Annotated in this window: 19 protein-coding genes and 1 tRNA gene; 4 read left to right on the top strand and 16 right to left on the bottom strand. The window is 50.1% G+C overall.

Features of this window, described 5'->3' with window-relative positions; genetic code table 11:
• A partial coding sequence (locus EK22_RS17990; RefSeq protein WP_152565139.1) for a transposase occupies positions 1 to 254 on the top strand: 254 nt, incomplete at its 5' end.
• A gap of 130 nt (positions 255 to 384) precedes the next feature.
• Here the strand turns inward: EK22_RS17990 and tadA are convergent.
• From tadA to EK22_RS17970, 4 genes are all read right to left on the bottom strand, one after another.
• Positions 385 to 843, bottom strand: coding sequence for a tRNA adenosine(34) deaminase TadA (tadA, locus tag EK22_RS17985; protein WP_020158985.1), 459 nt, complete (start codon positions 841 to 843; stop codon positions 385 to 387).
• Complete coding sequence (guaA, locus tag EK22_RS17980; protein ID WP_036253173.1) at positions 834 to 2423, bottom strand: glutamine-hydrolyzing GMP synthase; 1590 nt, start codon at positions 2421 to 2423, stop codon at positions 834 to 836. The genes tadA and guaA overlap by 10 nt, the downstream gene beginning before the upstream one ends.
• Before the next feature lie 83 nt (positions 2424 to 2506).
• Complete coding sequence (gene guaB, locus EK22_RS17975) at positions 2507 to 3973, bottom strand: IMP dehydrogenase (protein ID WP_020158983.1); 1467 nt, start codon at positions 3971 to 3973, stop codon at positions 2507 to 2509.
• 360 nt (positions 3974 to 4333) lie between these two features.
• Complete coding sequence (locus EK22_RS17970) at positions 4334 to 5119, bottom strand: sulfite exporter TauE/SafE family protein (protein WP_036253170.1); 786 nt, start codon at positions 5117 to 5119, stop codon at positions 4334 to 4336.
• 90 nt (positions 5120 to 5209) lie between these two features.
• Here EK22_RS17970 and EK22_RS17965 point away from each other — a divergent pair, with 90 nt between their 5' ends.
• Both EK22_RS17965 and EK22_RS17960 read left to right on the top strand, forming a co-directional pair.
• Positions 5210 to 6436 (top strand): multifunctional CCA addition/repair protein, encoded by a 1227-nt coding sequence (locus EK22_RS17965; RefSeq protein WP_036253168.1) that lies wholly within the window; start codon positions 5210 to 5212, stop codon positions 6434 to 6436.
• Positions 6437 to 6483: 47 nt separating this feature from the next.
• Positions 6484 to 6966: a YajQ family cyclic di-GMP-binding protein gene (locus EK22_RS17960; protein WP_036253166.1), complete on the top strand. Its 483-nt coding sequence runs from the start codon at positions 6484 to 6486 to the stop codon at positions 6964 to 6966.
• A gap of 11 nt (positions 6967 to 6977) precedes the next feature.
• On the opposite strand, the gene EK22_RS17955 is transcribed toward EK22_RS17960, so the two are convergent.
• From EK22_RS17955 to rpsU, 11 genes are all read right to left on the bottom strand, one after another.
• Entirely contained in the window at positions 6978 to 7880 is a 903-nt protein-coding gene (locus EK22_RS17955; protein WP_036253164.1) for a CPBP family intramembrane glutamic endopeptidase, read from the bottom strand.
• Positions 7877 to 8614, bottom strand: coding sequence for a 16S rRNA (uracil(1498)-N(3))-methyltransferase (locus EK22_RS17950; protein ID WP_036253162.1), 738 nt, complete (start codon positions 8612 to 8614; stop codon positions 7877 to 7879). Before EK22_RS17950 ends, EK22_RS17955 begins: the two co-directional genes overlap by 4 nt.
• 2 nt (positions 8615 to 8616) lie before the next feature.
• Complete coding sequence (locus EK22_RS17945; protein WP_036253160.1) at positions 8617 to 9966, bottom strand: adenosylmethionine--8-amino-7-oxononanoate transaminase; 1350 nt, start codon at positions 9964 to 9966, stop codon at positions 8617 to 8619.
• Between the two features lie 21 nt (positions 9967 to 9987).
• Positions 9988 to 10848: a methylenetetrahydrofolate reductase [NAD(P)H] gene (gene metF / locus EK22_RS17940; protein ID WP_020158975.1), complete on the bottom strand. Its 861-nt coding sequence runs from the start codon at positions 10846 to 10848 to the stop codon at positions 9988 to 9990.
• A gap of 99 nt (positions 10849 to 10947) precedes the next feature.
• Entirely contained in the window at positions 10948 to 12240 is a 1293-nt protein-coding gene (ahcY, locus tag EK22_RS17935) for an adenosylhomocysteinase (protein WP_020158974.1), read from the bottom strand.
• Between the two features lie 24 nt (positions 12241 to 12264).
• Entirely contained in the window at positions 12265 to 13425 is a 1161-nt protein-coding gene (gene metK, locus EK22_RS17930; protein WP_036253158.1) for a methionine adenosyltransferase, read from the bottom strand.
• 68 nt (positions 13426 to 13493) lie between these two features.
• Positions 13494 to 13570, bottom strand: a tRNA-Ile gene (locus EK22_RS17925).
• A 12-nt stretch (positions 13571 to 13582) separates the two neighbouring features.
• On the bottom strand, positions 13583 to 15388 hold the full coding sequence (gene rpoD / locus EK22_RS17920; protein ID WP_020158972.1) for an RNA polymerase sigma factor RpoD: 1806 nt from the start codon (positions 15386 to 15388) through the stop codon (positions 13583 to 13585).
• Positions 15389 to 15477: 89 nt separating this feature from the next.
• A complete protein-coding gene (gene dnaG, locus EK22_RS17915; protein ID WP_036253156.1) occupies positions 15478 to 17205 on the bottom strand; it encodes a DNA primase in 1728 nt (575 codons plus the stop codon).
• A gap of 31 nt (positions 17206 to 17236) precedes the next feature.
• Positions 17237 to 17686, bottom strand: coding sequence for a GatB/YqeY domain-containing protein (locus EK22_RS17910; protein WP_020158970.1), 450 nt, complete (start codon positions 17684 to 17686; stop codon positions 17237 to 17239).
• 15 nt (positions 17687 to 17701) lie between these two features.
• On the bottom strand, positions 17702 to 17935 hold the full coding sequence (rpsU, locus tag EK22_RS17905; RefSeq protein ID WP_027147207.1) for a 30S ribosomal protein S21: 234 nt from the start codon (positions 17933 to 17935) through the stop codon (positions 17702 to 17704).
• Positions 17936 to 18041: 106 nt separating this feature from the next.
• On the opposite strand from rpsU, the gene tsaD reads away from it, so the two are divergent.
• The gene (tsaD, locus tag EK22_RS17900) at positions 18042 to 19052 is read left to right on the top strand and encodes a tRNA (adenosine(37)-N6)-threonylcarbamoyltransferase complex transferase subunit TsaD (protein ID WP_036253154.1); all 1011 of its coding nucleotides are present in this window, start codon (positions 18042 to 18044) and stop codon (positions 19050 to 19052) included.
• On the opposite strand, the gene plsY is transcribed toward tsaD, so the two are convergent.
• The gene (gene plsY / locus EK22_RS17895; protein ID WP_036253152.1) at positions 19041 to 19625 is read right to left on the bottom strand and encodes a glycerol-3-phosphate 1-O-acyltransferase PlsY; all 585 of its coding nucleotides are present in this window, start codon (positions 19623 to 19625) and stop codon (positions 19041 to 19043) included. The two genes, tsaD and plsY, sit on opposite strands and share 12 nt — an antisense overlap.
• Positions 19626 to 19675 lie beyond the last annotated feature (50 nt).

Below are 19675 nucleotides of genomic sequence, written 5' to 3'. Positions count from 1 at the left end.
TGGATAGTGGCAAAAAAACAGGGCGAAGAGCGATATTTGGGGGGCGAACGCAGATACGATCAACGCTTTACATGGCGACCTTAAGCGCAACCCGTTTTAACAAGCCAATAAGACTATTTTATCAACGTCTGTTGGCCCAAGGTAAGCTAAAAAAAGTGGCCCTTGTTGCCTGTATGAGGAAATTGCTCACTATTCTCAATTCCATGGCAAAAACAGGCAGCGAGTGGAACCCTGATTTTGCCAATCAGGCTTGATTTTGAACACAGTTGCTGCATGGACAGGAAATGATCCCGGCATTTCTCTGCATTCACCCCATCCATGGGGCTCATGCATAAGAGGGACGGAAAGACAACTCAGTTGCGAGGCTTATAAAATTCACGTCCCTTAGCGTCTAACGCGAAAAAAATCCTTTAGCAGCGACCCGCACTCTTCCGCCAGTACGCCACCCTCCCAATCAACCCTATGATTCAAAAAGTCTGCATCGGCCAGACTCAAGGCATTGCAGACCGCCCCCCGCTTGGGATCGAATGCGCCAAAAACCAGACGCTTGATGCGTGCATAACTGATCGCCCCCATACACATCACGCAAGGCTCCAACGTTACGTATAACGTAGCATCACAAAGCCGATAATTTTCCAGCGCGATACCAGCCTTGCGCATGGCCACGATCTCGGCATGCCCCGTTGGATCATGAGTGGCGATCGGCATATTCCAGCCTTCGGCAATACACCGATCACCCTGAACGATGACAGCACCGATCGGCACTTCACCCTGTTGCTCGGCGCGCTGGGCCAGCCTGACGGCATAGCGCATCCACGCCTCATCCGCTGCCGCTATTCCCATTCAATGGTTGCGGGTGGCTTGCCGGATATGTCATAAGCCACACGCGAGATACCCGGCACTTCATTAATGATGCGGCGCGAAATCAGGTCGAGAAATTCATAAGGCAAATGCGCCCAGCGCGCCGTCATGAAATCAATCGTTTCAACGGCGCGCAAAGCAATGACGTAATCATAACGGCGGCCATCCCCCATAACGCCTACCGATTTGACCGGCAGGAATACGGCAAAGGCCTGACTGACTTTGTCATAGAGATCATGGCGGTACAGTTCTTCAATGAAAATTGCATCGGCCTGACGCAGCAAATCGGCATACTGTTTTTTAACTTCGCCTAAAATCCTGACGCCCAAACCGGGCCCCGGGAACGGATGACGGAATACCATTTCCGAAGGCAGCCCCAACTCCAGCCCCAGCTTTCTGACCTCATCCTTGAACAGTTCCCGCAATGGCTCAACCAGCTTCAAGGTCATATTCTCAGGCAATCCGCCGACATTGTGATGGGATTTTATCAAGTGCGCTTTACCGCTTTTCGATCCCGCCGACTCGATCACATCCGGATAAATCGTGCCTTGCGCCAACCATTTTGCATCGCTCAACTTCGCCGCTTCTTCATCGAAGATTTCAATGAACAAATTACCGATGATCTTGCGTTTCTGCTCAGGGTCACTAACACCGTTCAAGGCATCCAGATAGCGTTGCTCCGCATTGACCCGGATGACTTTAACGCCCATGTGCTCGGCAAATGTTGCCATGACCTGATCACCTTCATGCAAACGCAGCAATCCGGTATCGACAAAAACGCAGGTTAACTGATCGCCTATGGCTTTATGCAGCAACGCCGCCACGACAGAAGAATCAACGCCGCCGGACAATCCTAGAATGACTTGATCGCTACCGACCGTTGCACGCACGGACTGAATACCGTCTCCTATAATATTGCTGGCTGTCCATAGCGCCTCGCAACCGCAAATATCCAAGACAAAACGGGACAGAATGCGCCCCCCTTGCTTCGTGTGAGTGACTTCCGGATGGAACTGCAGACCGTAAAACGCCTTTTCTTCATTGGCAATACCGGCAATGGGTGCGCCGTCCGAACTGGCAATCAGAACGAATCCGTCCGGCAAGGCAACAACACGGTCGCCATGACTCATCCAGACATCCAGCAGCCCGTAGCCTTCTTCGGAAAGGTGATCTTCTATGCCGGCCAGCAACTTGGAATGACCTCGCGCCCTGATTTGCGCATAGCCGAATTCCCTGTGATCCGAAGACTCGACCCTGCCGCCCAACTGCTCAGTCATCGTCTGCAAACCATAACAAATTCCCAGTACCGGAATGCCCAGTTCAAACACGACTTGCGGCGCTCTTGGCGTATCGCCGCTGGTCACGGTTTCAGGGCCGCCTGATAAAATAATGCCATTCGGCCCGAACCGCTTAACATCTTCCGCACTGCATTCACAGGAATAAATTTCACAGTAAACGCCGATTTCGCGAATTCGCCGCGCGATTAACTGTGTATATTGCGACCCGAAATCTAAAATAAGGATTTTGTGCGAATGGATATTCGCGGACTGTTGCTGATTCACGCTAAAACTCGATGGTTATGTTCTTTTTAAAAAACAAGGGGCTCCTGAGAGCCCCACCAGTGTATTATTTATTTTGCCAATATTTAATCAAGGCGGTAATTGGGCGCTTCCTTGGTAATTGTCACGTCATGCACATGACTTTCCCGCATGCCGGCACTGGTCACACGCACAAACTGCGCCCTTTCATGCATGATGGCGATAGTTTGGCTACCCGTGTAGCCCATGCTGGCCCGCACGCCGCCCAATAGTTGGTGAATAACAGCAAGCATGCTGCCTTTATACGGCACCCGGCCTTCAATGCCTTCCGGCACCAGTTTTTCAACCAGTTCGGTTTCTTCCTGAAAATAGCGATCACTCGATCCTTGCTGTTGCGACATCGCCCCCAGAGAGCCCATGCCACGATAGGATTTATAAGATCGCCCCTGAAATAACTCAATCTCTCCCGGCGCTTCTTCGGTGCCAGCAAATAAGCCGCCCAGCATCACCGCATGCGCACCTGCCGCCAGCGCTTTAGCGACATCACCGGAGTAACGGATACCGCCATCGGCAATCAAAGGCACACCAGTGCCTTTCAAGGCATCGGCCACATTACTGACAGCTGTAATTTGCGGTACCCCGACACCGGCAATAATGCGGGTAGTACAAATAGAACCCGGCCCAATACCGACCTTGACACCATCGGCGCCGGCTTCAACCAAGGCGCGCGCCGCTTCCGCCGTGGCGATATTACCGCCGATCACCTGAACACCGGGATAATTTTGTTTGACCCAGCGAACCCTGTCCAAAACGCCTTGTGAATGACCATGCGCCGTATCGACAATAATGACATCGACGCCAGCCGCCACCAGCGCAGCCACTCGCTCTTCCGTACCATGCCCGGTACCGACCGCGGCACCGACTCGCAATCTCTCCTGTTCGTCTTTGCAGGCTTGCGGATAATCCTTGGCTTTCTGAATATCTTTTACCGTAATCATGCCGCGCAAATGAAACAAATCATTCACGACCAGCACTTTTTCAATGCGGTATTCATGCAGCAACGCAATGGCCTCTTTACGGTCGGCGTTTTCATTGACCGTGATCAAGCGTTCTTTAGGCGTCATGACTTTAGCGACAGGCTCATCAAAACGCGTTTCAAAGCGCAAATCACGGCTCGTTACAATACCGACCAATTCATCGCCATTGACTACCGGCACACCGGAAATATTTTTAGCCCGTGTTAACTTAATTACATCCCGAATACTGGTGTCAGGCGAAACGGTAATCGGATTTTTGATGACCCCGCTCTCGTACTTTTTAACGCTACTCACTTCCTGCGCTTGCTGCTCGGCCGTCATATTCTTATGAATGATGCCTATGCCGCCTTCCTGTGCGATGGCAATCGCAAGCCGCGCCTCTGTCACGGTATCCATAGCCGCTGCAACCAGAGGAATATTCAGCGCAATGCCGCGTGTCAATTGCGTTTTCATTTCTACATCTCGTGGCAGCACAGTCGAGTGCGCGGGCACTAATAAAACGTCATCAAACGTGAGCGCTTCCTGAATAATTTGCATAACCCACCCCTAAAAGCCTTAAATTAACACGCCACTATAGCACTAACTGACACTAATCGCCATATTTTAATTTAATTTCTTGACATATACCGGTAAAAGTGTAGGTTCGATCCGGGTTTATTTTTATTCACCGCGGTCAAGAAGCTCAGGGGGGCATCAACCCGCCTCGGCTTTCTGATTTATGTCGCGCAATCCCATGGTCTCTACTTCTCGCCGACATGGAATTCTTCTGCTTCAGCAATGATTTATTGCGCACCAACTCTATATATATCCGGTTCGCGGCATAAGTGTAAACAAAGACGGGAAACACCATGGAGATGAATAGAGCGGGCGGGCTCTCCATTCTGATACTATAAACATTCAATACCAAATTAACTTGGCCGCCATTAAAAAAATCAAAATCGAAAAGTAGCGCCTTAATTTCTGGGCTGGCAACTGATGAGCCAGCTTGGCGCCAAGTGGAGCCGTAAAAAAACTGCCCAGACTGATGCCCAAAAAAGCCGGCAAATAAACATAGCCCAAGCTCCATTCCGGCAACTGCGATTGATCCCAACCCAATACCGCATAACTGACTGTACCCGCCACCGCTATCGGCAAACCACAGGCACTTGAGATTGCAACCGCATTACGCATAGCGTACCGACAACGCACCAAATATGGCACGGTAAGCGTCCCTCCACCGATTCCCACTATGGCTGACATCAATCCAATCAGGCTTGCCACACTTAAATCCAGCGCCTTAGATTCCTTGACCGCTCCAGGCGCGGGCTTGATCTGAAAAGCCATTTGTACGCCGACATACAGTAAGAACAGAATAAAGATAAAGCGCAACATATCGGCATCCATATGATCGGCGACTATAGCGCCGAAGGCCGCCCCTATCATAATTCCGGGCACCAGCCTGAACACTTTTCCCCACACCACGGACCCTAGACGATGATGCGCCAGTACCGAAGCTGTTGAAGTCACGATGATCGTCGCCAATGAAGTTGCCACCGACATAATCATAATCAGATCAGCAGGGATACCCTGTGCCGTAAATAACAAAACCAGGACCGGCACAATAACCAGCCCGCCGCCGATACCGAAAAGCCCGGCCAATACCCCCGAGACCATGCCCAAAATCACGCTCAACAAAAAAAACATCATGTTCCTCTGTAAATAACCGCCGACCGCACTGTGACTATTGATTATGCTATTCTAAGTCCAACATTAATAGAGCGCTTGTGTAACTTAATGAAAACGTTTCTGGTAGGCGGTGCTGTACGCGATAAATTACTCAATTATCCTGTCAAGGAAAAGGATTGGGTCGTCATCGGCGAAACGCCTGATTCAATGATAAAGAAAGGGTTTCGTCCGGTAGGCAAGGATTTTCCGGTATTTCTGCATCCGCAAAGCGGTGAAGAATACGCACTGGCCAGAACCGAAAGAAAAACCGCGCCCGGTTATAAAGGCTTTGCCGTGCATGCTTCTCCCGACGTCAGTCTGGAACAGGACTTGATGCGTCGCGACCTGACTATCAATGCGATCGCCATGACACCACAAGGCGAAATCATCGACCCCTATGGCGGCAAAAATGATATTGAGAACAGGATATTCCGCCACGTCTCTCCAGCCTTCGCCGAAGACCCTGTCCGCATACTGCGCGTCGCCCGCTTTGCGGCTCGATACAGTCATCTCGGATTCACGCTGGCTGCGGAAACCCGAACACTAATGCAGCACATGGTAGCCGCTGGCGAAGTCGACCATCTCGTGCCTGAACGCGTATGGGCAGAATTATTCAAGGCTCTTAACGAAAAGTCGCCGTCCGCATTTTTTTATACGCTGAAAGACTGCTCCGCACTGGAAAAGATTTTTCCCGAAATCAACGACCTGTTCGGTGTTCCGCAGCCTGAGAAGTATCACCCTGAAATCGACACCGGCGTGCATGTGATGCTCTGCCTGGAACAGGCTGCGGCATTATCGTCGAGCCCTGAAGTCAGATTTGCGGCCTTAATGCATGACCTCGGCAAAGCCCTGTCGCCCAAGGAACATTGGCCACACCATTATGGTCATGAAAAAAACGGCTTACCGATTCTGGAACGGCTATGCTCCCGATTGCGCGTACCCAACGCTTTCAAATCATTGGCCATGCTGGTGATGCGCCATCACACGCACTGCCATCGGGCTTTTGAGTTACGCGCCTCGACCCTGACGGACATGCTGACGGCATTAGGCGCTTTTAAACCGTCCAATAATACGCTGGATCATTTTTTGCTTGCCTGCGCAGCCGATGCCAAGGGCAGAATCAATCATGAGAATAACCCTTACCCTCAGGCGGACTATATAAAAGGAGCCGCCAAGGCAGCGGCATCAGTGGACACTTCGGCAATTTTGAAGAGCGATCTCCAAGGCGCACAAATCGGCGAGGCCATCCGGCGTCTGAGGATTAAAGCGGTCGCCGAATTTATGGCGGTTGAATAATGAACTCAATCGAATTATAGTAAAAACTTTTTCGACTTAAGATAACCATGCCTTCCTTTGACATCGTTTCCGAATTTGATAAACACGAAGTTAGAAATGCCGTTGATCAGGCCAACAAAGAAATCGCTACCCGCTTTGACTTCAAAGGCACTGATTCAAGCTTCGAATTGAATGATGACAAACTGACCATGCTTTCTGAATCCACGTTTCAGTTACAGCAAATGTTCAGTATCGTCTGTTCCAGGCTGACCAGACGCAGCATCGACATTGCCTGCATGGACGTTGCCGATCCCAAACCCAGCGGCAAGGGCATGCGCCAGGAGATCACCCTAAAACAGGGGCTGGACACGGTATTAGCGAAGAAGATCGTTAAGCTGATCAAGGACAAAAAACTGAAGGTGCAGGCGGCCATCCAGGGCGATCAGGTCCGGGTAACCGGCAAGAAAAGGGATGACCTGCAGGACGTGATCAAGATGATCAAGGATGAGAAAATCGATATGCCGCTACAGTTCATCAACTTCAGGGATTAGGAACGTGAATTTTATAATTCCCGTTCCTTAATGAATGTGGGTTTGTTAATTCGCCGATAAAGAATAAATCCAATGATCGCCAAACTGAGCCAACCGGTCACTAAAGGCCCGATCACGCCGTCATAACTGCTGACCAGATAAAGATAGTCCGAGCTGAAATTGGTATTGAACACGCTCTTGCTCATCTTTATCTGCCAGACCCAGCAGGTATGACAACCAATACACAGACCCAGGCTGGCTTTGATCCGTGTTCTAAGGATACCCAAAAAAATACCCACCATGATCAGAGCCCAGAACGCTGGCAGAATCTCCGGATTCAACAGATTGGCGAACGCCTCGCCAAGCAGTTCAAAACCGCTCAATATGGTCAGTTCCTGGTACGGAATATTGGTGCTGGCATCTAGAAAATGTAGCACTGCATAATATGTCGCACTGACGATAATGGCAGCGGCGACAGACAGTTTGCGCTGCAGTCCCGTCAACAGTATGCCGCGAAACAAAGGCTCTTCAATCCAGGAAATAATCAGCGCCAGCAACAATGTCAGCGTCATTTTTTTTGCCAGCAGCGCGGCTGTCCATACTCGACTCTGATCGACCACATTGACATCGAGCACATAAAGCACAATGAAAACCGGCAATAAAGTAATAAAACCAAGACCGAAGCCCTGCAGCAATTGCTTAAAAAAAACAGCTTTTCCTGCAAAACCGATATCTTCTTTTTTTAATTTGAGGTAGGTCATGAGCGGAAAAATGCTCAGCACCAGAAAGAACTGTGTCGATTTGCTGATTATTTTTCTTAACGGAAACTGATCGCCAATACCCAGCATGATGAAATAACCAGCGAGGCAGGCTATAAAAATAGCTCCCAGCAAGACCAGCAGAGGCACGAGAGCGTAATAAACAGATTTGATCATTTGAAACTACCGAAATCGCCCCACAGCATCTGCACGGCTGACAATGCGGCCAAGGAAGCCGTTTCCGTTCGTAATATCCTGCCGCCTAACCGAACCGGGGTAAAGCCCGCCGCTTTTGCCTGCTCCCGTTCCTGGTCAGAAAATCCGCCTTCGGGACCGGACAGTAACGTGACTTTCATACCTTCCGGCTTTAGATCGGCTAAAGACGCTTCGGCATACGGGTCCAGAAAAACTTTCAAGCCATCCTGCCTATCAAGCCAATCCGATAACGGCTCGATCTCGGCCAGTACAGGCAATAGCGTCCTGCCGCTTTGCTCGGCCGCATGCTGGACTATTTTTCGCCAGTGTTGCAGGCGCTGCTGTTTTTTGTCGCCTTTAAATTGCACGACACAGCGCTCGGTCACCAGCGGTGTCATGGCATTAACGCCGAGCTCAACGGCCTTCTGTACCGACAGATCCATTCTGTCGCCGCGCGAAATGCCTAAACCGAGCGTTACCGTCAACAGCGACTCGGCATTGCGGTCCAGCCATTGCTGCACGTCGACCCGCACCTGTTTGCGGCTGACCTCGGCCAGCGTACACAGATAGTCGCCACCGCTGCCGTCAAACAAAATGATTTGCAAATCTTTCTTAAGCCGCAATACCGTTCTGACATAATGCGCACTGTCCTCATCGAGCAGGATTTGCCGGCCTTCAGCCAGACTGACTGGCACATATAACCGTGAAATACGCATGCTTAATCCTGCACAGCCTGTTGCATGCCGGCCCAGGCCACATCAGCAATCAACGACAGTTCGGCCTCAGTAACCACATACGGCGGCATAAAATAAATGACATTGCCCAGCGGCCTTAACAGGACACCTTTAGACAGCGCATACTGATAAATCCGCAAACCCCGACGCTCCTGCCAGGGATACGGTTCCCGCGTCTGCTTGTTTTTGACCAGCTCAATAGCCAATATCATGCCGGTCTGCCTGACTTCCGCCACATGCGGATGCTCGCTAAAGCGCGCCGCCACCCTGGCCATCGCCTCGGCCAGTTTTTTATTCTTCTCTATGATGTTTTGCTGCTGGAAAATTTCTATGGTTGCCAGGCCGGCCCTGCAGGCCAAGGCATTGCCCGTATAACTGTGCGAATGCAGAAAGGCGGTCAATTTTTGATAATCATCATAAAAAGCCTGATAGACCTGATTGGTCGTCAACACGGCCGATAAAGGCAGATAGCCACCGGTCAAGCCCTTGGACAAACAGATAAAATCAGGCGTGATTGCGGCCTGTTCACAGGCGAACAGCGAACCCGTCCGGCCAAAGCCGACCGCTATTTCATCGGCAATCAAATGTACATTATATTTATCGCAGGCCTCGCGCAGCAGTTTCAGATAGACGGCATCGTACATACGCATATTGCCGGCACACTGCACCAAAGGCTCGACAATGACGGCACAGGCGGTATCGGCATGCTGTTCCAGCGCCGCTTCCATAACGGCAAACCGGCGTGTGCAATAATCAACCCAGGACTCCCCCATTTCCCGATAATAGCAATCAGGCCCCGGCACTGTAACGACGTCCATCAGCAACGGCCCGTACGTGTCCTTATAGAGGGCCACATTGCCGACCGCCAAAGCGCCCAGGGTTTCGCCGTGATAGCTGTTTTCCAGCGTGATGAATTTCGTTTTTTGAGTCTGACCGATGTTGCGCCAATAGTGGAAGCTCATTTTAAGCGCGACCTCTATGGCTGAGGAGCCGTTGTCGGCATAGAAACAGCGGCTGAGCCCCTGTGGCGTGATTTCGACCAGTTTCTCCGCCAGGCTGACGGCTGCTTCATGCGTGAAGCCAGCAAGGATCACATGTTCCAGCGTATCAAGCTGCTCTTTTATCGCGGCATTGATGACAGGGTTGGCATGCCCGAATAAATTGACCCACCAGGAACTGATCGCATCCAGATACCGGTTGCCGTCAAAATCCTCCAGCCAGACGCCGCTGCCTTTCTTTATCGGGACAACCGGAAACGCTTCATGATCCTTCATTTGTGTGCACGGATGCCACAAAACCGATAAATCACGATCGGAAAATGCCCGGTTAGTCATAGAACTGCACACGTAAAGGCTTTATTTGGCCTGAGGTCCGATATGCAAATTGTCGCAAATGGCCAATGTCGGCGTCGACTGGTTCATGGTATAAAAATGCAATCCCGGCGCGCCGCTATCAAGCAAGCGCTGGCAAAGCCCTGTCACCACGTCAATGCCGAAAGCCTGTATGGCCTTGCGATCATCGCCAAAACATTCCAGCCGCTTTCTCATCCAGCGAGGAATGTCGGCGCCGCACATTTCTGAAAACCTGAACAGTTGCGAATAATTGGTAATCGGCATGATGCCGGGTACGATAGGAATATCGATACCGTTTTTCTCGCACCGGTCAATGAAATAAAAATACGCTTCGGCATTATAAAAATACTGCGTAATAGCCGCGTTCGCGCCGGCCTCGACCTTACGCTTGAAATTGTTGAAATCCTGATCGCTGTTCACAGCCTGCGGATGCACTTCCGGATAGGCGGCGACATGAATCTGAAAGTGATCGCCGGTTTCCTGGCGGATAAATTCCACTAATTCATTGGCATACCGGAATTCACCGACCGACATCATGCCGGAAGGCAGATCGCCTCTTAACGCTACGATTTTCGATACGCCATGAGCCTGATATTTTCTCAGAATCTCGCGGATATTGTCTTTAGTCGATGCCACACAGGATAAGTGCGGCGCCGCGGCAATCCCTTTGGCCTGAATTTCTATGACTGATTCGAAGGTTTTTTCGCGCGTCGAGCCACCGGCGCCGAAGGTGACCGAAAAGAAGTCTGGATTGAGTTTGGCCAGTTTGCTATGCACCACTTGTAGATTGGCGGCGCCTTCTTCCGATTTTGGCGGGTAGAACTCGAAACTGAACAGTTGCGGATATTTTTTCTGTGATTGCATTTTTATTGGCATGAGGGAAATGTAAAAACCTGCTTCGGATGTTTCGGCACTCGCGATAGCCGAACGGGTTTATCAAGGCTGACAAACCCGTTCATTCAATCAGTAACGGTAATGATCGGCTTTATAAGGGCCATCAACCGGAACGCTGATATATCGAGCCTGCTCATCGGTCAAACGGGTCAGTTTAACACCCAGTTGTTTCAGGTGCGCTGCCGCCACTTTCTCATCGAGCTTCTTGGGCAAAATATAGACCTTATTCTCATACTGGTCTGAATTTTTCCACAGTTCGATTTGTGCCAGCACCTGATTACAGAAAGAATTGGACATAACAAAGCTCGGATGGCCCGTTCCACAGCCCAGGTTCACCAGTCGCCCTTCCGCCAGCACAATCAGGCGTTTTCCGTCAGGGAAAATGACATGATCAACCTGTGGTTTAATGTTTTCCCACGTATACTGGCGTAACGATGCAATGTCAATCTCGGAGTCGAAATGGCCGATATTGCATACGATAGCCTGATTCTTCATCGCGGCCATGTGACTATGGGTAATCACATTGACGTTACCGGTTGCGGTCACAAAAATGCTGGCAACAGGCGCCGCCTCTTCCATAGTGACGACGCGGTAGCCTTCCATTGCGGCCTGCAAGGCACAAATCGGATCAATTTCAGTCACCCAGACCGTCGCGCCCAAGCCGCGCAGCGATTGCGCGCAACCTTTGCCGACATCACCGTAACCGCAAACTACGGCAATCTTGCCAGCCACCATGACATCGGTAGCGCGCTTAATGCCATCGACCAATGATTCACGGCAACCGTACAGGTTGTCGAATTTTGATTTAGTCACTGAGTCATTGACATTGAATGCCGGCACTCTTAACGTACCCTTGGCCACCATTTCATAAAGCCGCAATACACCGGTTGTCGTCTCTTCCGAAATGCCTTTAACACCCGACATTAATTCCGGATATTTCTCATGCATCATGAGGGTCAAATCGCCGCCATCATCCAAAATCATATTCGGACGCCAGCCGTCAGGGCCTTCGATAGTCTGGGCAATACACCATTCAGCCTCGGCTTCCGTTTCCCCTTTCCAGGCGAAAACAGGGATGCCCGACACAGCCATTGCCGCTGCCGCGTGATCCTGGGTGGAAAAAATATTGCATGAAGACCAGCGCACCTCCGCGCCTAATGTCGTCAAGGTTTCGATCAATACCGCCGTTTGAATGGTCATATGCAGACAACCGGCAATACGCGCGCCTTTTAGCGGTTGCTCCAGACCATATTCCTCCCGTAATGCCATCAATCCCGGCATTTCCGTTTCAGCGATGCTAATCTCTTTACGCCCCCATTCTGCCAAAGCGATATCGGCAACCTTATAATCCGGTGAACTCATTGTTTTCTACCTATATTTAAAGAGTTAAAGGCCGGACGCTGCTTTCAATGCGTCCACTTTATCGGTTTTTTCCCAGGTAAAATTATCTTCCGTGCGCCCGAAATGCCCATAAGTTGCGGTCTGTTGATAAATAGGCCGCATCAAATCAAGTTGTGCAATCAAACCTTTAGGTCTCAGATCGAAATTATCGCGGATAATCTGCACCAGCCTGTCTTCGCTGATTTTACCGGTACCGAATGTTTCAACACTGATAGAGGTCGGCTCGGCAACGCCAATCGCATAAGACACCTGAATTTCACAACGCTCGGCCAATTCAGCCGCGACGATGTTTTTTGCCACATACCGGCACATATAAGCCGCGGAACGGTCAACTTTCGAAGGATCCTTGCCCGAGAACGCACCTCCGCCGTGTCTTGCCATGCCGCCATAGGTATCGACAATAATTTTGCGTCCTGTCAGTCCGCAATCACCAACGGGGCCGCCGATGATGAACTGCCCGGTTGGATTGATAAAATATTTTGTGCCTTTATGCAGCCATTCGTTGGGCAAGGTAGGCAGGATGATTTCATCCATCACGGCCTCATGCAGCTGCTTGGCGCCGATTTCCGGCGAATGCTGAGTCGACAGTACAACCGCCTCTATCGCAACCGGCTTATTATTCTCATAACGAAATGTAACCTGGCTTTTTGCATCAGGACGCAGCCAAGGCAAGGTTTTATTTTTACGGATTTCGGCCTGACGCTTGACCAGCAGATGCGCATAGGTGATCGGCGCCGGCATCAGCACATCGGTTTCATTGCTGGCATAACCGAACATCAAGCCCTGATCGCCCGCACCCTGCTCATGATCTTCGGCCTCATCAACGCCCATCGCGATATCGGGCGATTGTTTGCCGATCGCATTCAGTACCGCGCAACTTTGACCGTCAAAGCCGATATCGCCGTGATCATAGCCGATTTCACAAACCACTTTACGCACCAACTCTTCAGTATCGACCCAGGCATTCGTGGTAATTTCACCGGCCAGAATGACCATGCCGGTTTTTACCAATGTTTCACAAGCGACCCGCGATTTAGGATCCTGTGCTAATAATGCATCCAATACCGCATCCGAAATTTGATCCGCAACCTTATCCGGATGACCTTCTGAAACTGATTCTGATGTAAAAATGAAGTTATTGCTCACGATTGCCGCCTTCTAAAAATATAATACCCAGATATACAAAAGGCTGCCGAAGCAGCCTTTTTTATTTGTGGTGGGCCCTGTAGGACTTGAACCTACGACCTGCCGATTATGAGTCGGACGCTCTAACCAACTGAGCTAAGGGCCCTCTAACTGTTACCTATTCGCCATCCAGAAAACATCTTAATTGCTCTGATCTTGACGGATGCCTGAGCTTTCTCAATGCTTTGGCTTCAATTTGACGAATTCTTTCACGCGTCACATCAAACTGCTTACCGACTTCTTCCAGCGTATGATCGGTATTCATATTAATACCAAACCGCATGCGCAGAACCTTGGCTTCTCTTGCGGTCAATCCCGCCAGCACATTTTGTGTCGATTCACGCAAGCCCGCAATCGTAGCTGACTCAACCGGGGACAATACTTTAGCATCTTCTATGAAATCCCCCAAATGAGAATCTTCATCATCCCCTATCGGCGTTTCCATGGAAATAGGCTCTTTCGCTATTTTCAATACCTTACGAACTTTGTCTTCGGGCATTTCCATGCGTTCAGCCAACTCTTCCGGCGTCGCTTCGCGCCCCATTTCCTGCAGAATCTGTCTGGAAATACGATTTAATTTGTTGATCGTTTCGATCATGTGCACCGGAATACGGATCGTTCTGGCCTGGTCCGCAATGGAACGGGTAATTGCCTGCCTGATCCACCAGGTTGCATACGTTGAAAACTTGTAACCGCGACGGTATTCAAATTTATCAACCGCTTTCATTAAGCCGATATTCCCTTCCTGAATCAGATCCAGGAACTGCAAACCGCGATTAGTATATTTTTTAGCAATCGAAATAACCAGCCTTAAATTCGCTTCGATCATTTCTTTTTTCGCGCGTCTGGCTTTGGCCTCGCCGATAGACATGCGTCGGTTAATATCCTTCAGTCCATTAATGGTCAGCCCGTATTCGGACTCAATATCCGATAATACCTTTTGTGCCTTCCTTAAATCCTTTTCATGTTCTTTCAGAGCCGCCGCATACTTGTTATCGTCGCTCAATAACCGGTCAAACCACTCCGGATTCACTTCACTCTCGGTAAATAAGGAGATGAATTCCTTGCGCGGCATCTTTGCATGCCTGACACAAATCTCCATAATCACCTTTTCCTGTTCGCGGACAGTTGCAACGCCGCCAGGAATAATCGCCGTCAATTTTTTCAAATATTGCGGCGTCCACTTGAATTCCATGAATAAATCAGCCAAAGCCTCAAAGGCCTTTTCTGTTTTATCGCTTGAATAGCCATATTTTTTGATTGCCGCCGAAGCTGTTTTCAGTTGTTTCCGAAGCTCTTCTACTTTTTCCCTGACTTCTTCATAATCAAGCCCTTTCGCTTCGTCTTCAACCGCCGTTTCATCATCATCATTTGCGGATGCCGTACTGACTAAAGGTTCAGGTTCGCTTAAGTCAACAAAACCCGAGATCAAATCAGCCAACCTGACCCCGCCTTCTTCACCGGAAATGGCATCGAATGACTGCAAAAAATGCTCAACAACGACGCAGGACCTGGCAATAGCCTTGACGACCTGCTGCTGCCCATCCTCAATCCGCTTGGCGATTTTCAATTCATCGTCACGCGTCAATAGTTCAACCGAACCCATCTCGCGCATATACATGCGCACTGGATCCGTTGTTCTGCCAAACTCACTGTCGACAGACGCTAAAGCCGCGACTTCCTCCGCATCCTCATCGTCGGTAGTAACCGCCGCGGAATCGGTAATCAGGGAATCCTCATCCGGCGCAACTTCGTAAACCTGAATCCCCATATCATTGATCATGCCGATGATATCTTCAATCTGTTCCGGATCAACAATATCGCTAGGCAGGTGATCATTAACCTCGGCATACGTCAGATATCCCTGCGTTTTGCCTTTGGCTATCAATTGTTTAAGTTGGGATTGCTGCTGTTCTTGATTCATATTTACTCACTGAATGCTCGGTTCAGCACGACTTCGCTGAACCGGAAATTGTACTATAAACTTTGCTGTTTTGCAGCAAATTCATCAAATTATTTATTTGCCAACATTTTCCGCAACATCTCTTTTTCCTGCGAATCCAATCCCTTAGTTTTCTCTTTAGCCAGCAACCTTTCCAGGCCTGCCGACCGGGCCTGATCAAGCAATCGATCCAACGCATCACAAAACTCCGCCTCCACCCCTTCATCAGGAACCAGCAGATCCAAAAAGGCCAATGCCTTGACCGGCTTTTCTTCGGCAGCGCCTCGATAAGACTCCACCAAAACAGCGGTATTCGCCGGTTTTTTATCAAGAATCACGCTCAGTACATTCTTAAATAAATCAATCCCGGGAAACTCCAGTCCGCGCCAATCGATCTCCCTCTGCTCAATTACTTCAGCCAATCCCGGATTCTGAATCAGTAAAGCGATTGCCATACGAGCCGAGGACAGCCGACCGCGATCCTGACGCTTATTACCTTCCCGCTTCGGTCTAAGTGTAGTCGCATTCGTCAAAACATCCAGCGTCGCCAAGCCCGACAACTGCTTAAGCCGCGCGAACATCATTTCCCGAAACACCCCCTCCGGCAGCTTCTCCAGATACGGTTTAGCCTTGCCGACCAATTGTGCCCGCCCCTCCATTTCGGATAAATTCAACTCTTCGGTTAAATGCCCGAAAAAATAATCCGATAAAGTCGCGGACGACTGTACACGCTCTGAAAACTTATCAACCCCTTCCATACGGACCAGCGAATCCGGATCCTGGTTCTGCGGCAACAACATAATGCGTATCAACCGCCCATCCCTTAAACTGGCAAAAGCCGGCTCCATAGCCCGCCAGGCCGCCTGCCGCCCCGCCTTATCGCCATCGAAACAAAATATCAGCTCCGAAGAGAATCGAAACAGCAAATCAAGATGCGCTTGCGATGTCGCCGTCCCCAGCGCGGCCACGGCATAATTAATCCCGAACTGAGCCAAGGCGATTACATCCATATAACCCTCGACAATCAAAATCTTCTGTGGTTTCGGATTCTTTTGCAGAAGTTCATACAGACCGTAAACCTCCCTGCCTTTATGAAATAGGGATGTTTCAGGAGAATTCAAGTACTTGGGCAAAGAATCATCAAGCACCCGCCCACCAAATCCGATAATACGGGCACGCCTGTCCCGGATGGGAAACATAACCCGACCGCGAAATCGATCATAAACCTTCCCGGCTTCATTACTGACCGACAGCCCCGCTTCCAACAGCAATTCCTGACTAAATCGACCACCCAGGGCCTGCCATTCATCAGGCGCATAACCGAGCATAAAATCATGGGCGACCTGACCGCTAACCCCTCTTGCCCTCAAATAATCAACCGCCTTTTTTCCGTCGGCATTAACCCGCAACTGATCGACATAAAAAGCAGCCACCTGCTCCATAAGCTGATACAGCCCGCTCAAATCATCTTTCTTTTGCCCGGACGGATAAACGACAGACTCCCGAGGCACATCGACACCGGCAAAGGTTGCCAAGTCCTCAACTGCTTCGACAAAATTAAGATGATTAAAATCCATCAAAAAACTGATGGCATTTCCGCTGGCTCCGCAACCGAAGCAATAAAAGAATTGCTTATTTTGGTTTACGGAAAAACTGGGGGTTTTTTCAGTGTGAAAGGGACAGCGGGCGACATAATTGCTACCCGTTTTTTTTAGAGGAACGTGCGAATCGATTAAATCGACAATATCAACCCGCACTAGAAGTTCATCAATAAACTCGCGAGGAATTCTACCGGACATAATTTACCCGGACAAAATTGCCACAAGAAAACTATCCTGCCAAGACAGCTTTGATTTTTGCGCCGACGATCGCCATGTCAGCACGACCTTGCATTTTTGCCTTAAGTAAACCCATGACCTTGCCCATGTCTTTAATTGATGCCGCGCCAGATTCAGCCACCGCATCTTTAATCATGGCGTCAATTTCGGCCTCGCTAAGGGGCTGAGGCAGAAAATCCTGAATCACCAAAATTTCAGCCTCTTCAATCTCGACCAGATCATTTCGACCCGCATCAGCATACTGCCGGATAGATTCACGGCGCTGCTTCAACATCTTATCGAGAACCTGGATAACACGATCATTATCCAGCTCAATCCGCTCATCGACCTCAACCTGCTTGATTGCGGCCAGTATCAAACGAATCACTGCCAATCTAGCTTTGTTGCCGCCTTTCATGGAGGCTTTCATATCATCCTTGATACGATCTAATATCAAATCCATCTCATCAACCCTGCTTTACAACTGAGGACGTCCGCGACGCAGGTTTTTCAACGCATACCGTTCACGCGCCAGTTTTTTCAGGTGACGCTTAACGGCAGCAGCGCCTTTACGTTTACGCTCCGCGGTTGGTTTTTCATAAAACTCGCGACGACGCACTTCTGACAAGACGCCCGCTTTTTCACAAGCACGCTTGAAGCGACGAATCGCGATATCGAAAGGTTCGTTTTCTTTAACTTTAACTGACGGCATATAATAATCCAAATATGATAGTATCTAAAAATTGAAGGCCTTACGACCCACCAAATAAACAGAACCCTAAATTATACCTTTACTTTAAATTATTTTCAAAAACTCAATGTACGTTTTAGGCATAGAAACATCATGCGACGAGACCGGCGTCGCCATTTATCACGCCGAACACGGGCTGCGCACTGATTTATTGTACAGCCAGATCGAGATGCACAGCGAGTATGGCGGCGTCGTCCCGGAACTGGCTTCGCGCGATCACATACGCAAATTAGTCCCGCTCATCAAGCAAGCCCTGCAAGAAAGCGGATTAACCCGCAAGGATATCAATGGCATCGCCTACACCGCGGGCCCGGGACTTATGGGCGCCCTGCTGGTCGGTGCCGCGACAGCCCGTAGCCTGGCCTGGTCGTGGCGGATTCCCGCCATTGCCGTTCATCACATGGAAGGACACCTGCTCGCCCCGATGCTGGAAGAAAAGCCGCCGGCATTTCCTTTTGTAGCCTTATTGATTTCCGGCGGGCACACACTGCTGGTGCAAGTCGAGGGCATCGGCCATTACCGATTACTGGGCGAATCACTCGACGACGCGGCCGGCGAGGCGTTTGATAAAACAGCAAAGATGCTGGGCCTCGGCTACCCGGGCGGCCCCAAACTGTCCAAACTTGCCGAACGCGGCCGTCCCATCCTTCATTTTCCGCGCCCGATGACCGACAGACCGGGATTGGACTTCAGTTTCAGCGGCCTGAAGACCTACACCATGAATGCATTCAATGCTTCGTCACAAACCGACCAGGCCAAAGCCGATATCGCCATGGCCTTTCAATCTGCCGTTGCCGACACACTCAGCATCAAATGCAAGCGCGCATTGCAGCAAACCGGTCTGAAAAGACTGGTCGTCGCTGGCGGCGTCAGCGCCAACAAGCACATCCGAGCCAGCCTGACCGAAATGACCGCCCGCGAAAATGCGGAGATCTATTTCCCCAGGCCGGCATTCTGCACCGACAATGGCGCCATGATCGCTTACGCCGGCTGTCAGCGCCTAATGGCCGGCCAGCAGCAGGCGCTTGAAATTTTTGCCCGCCCTCGCTGGCCAATCAGCGAGTTATCAGGTCTTTAATTTGCCTTCTTCACCAGATAACAAGCGTTGAATATTGCTTTCATGCCGCCATAACAAAAACACCGTCATGACCGCCGAAGCGATGACTATCTTTACATCCCCGACAATAAACCAGGCAAAAACCGGGGACAAAATCGAGGCTATCAAGGCCGATAAAGAAGATATTTTGCCCAACTTGTAAATCAGAATCCATGTACCCATGAATGAGAAACCCAGCGCCCAGGAAAATCCCAGCAATACACCGACGGATGTGGCAACTCCCTTACCGCCTTTAAACCCGAAAAAAGCCGGATAAAGGTGTCCCAAAAACGCGGCCAGCCCGACAACTGCCAGCAATTCCGCAGGCAATTCAAATGATTTCGCTATATATACCGGGATCAAGCCCTTTAGTAAATCACCTAGCAATGTAATACCCGCCGCTTTTTTTCCACCGATGCGCATGACGTTAGTGGCGCCCGGATTGCCCGAACCTTGTTCACGGGGGTCCGGTAACCCCATCAAGCGACAAATAATAATTGCACTGGAAATCGAACCTATCAAATAGGCAGCCGGAATAAACAACCATTCAAACATTCTATACCTTTCATCATTCAGAACTTGTAAGCCAGGGCTAATTCCCCGAT

Origin of the sequence: Methylobacter sp. BBA5.1 (assembly GCF_000746145.1) — a bacterium.
Taxonomy (GTDB): Bacteria; Pseudomonadota; Gammaproteobacteria; order Methylococcales; family Methylomonadaceae; genus Methylobacter; species Methylobacter marinus.
The sequence above is the reverse complement of the archived record's forward strand: the minus strand, read 5'-3'. Positions and strand labels throughout refer to the sequence as shown.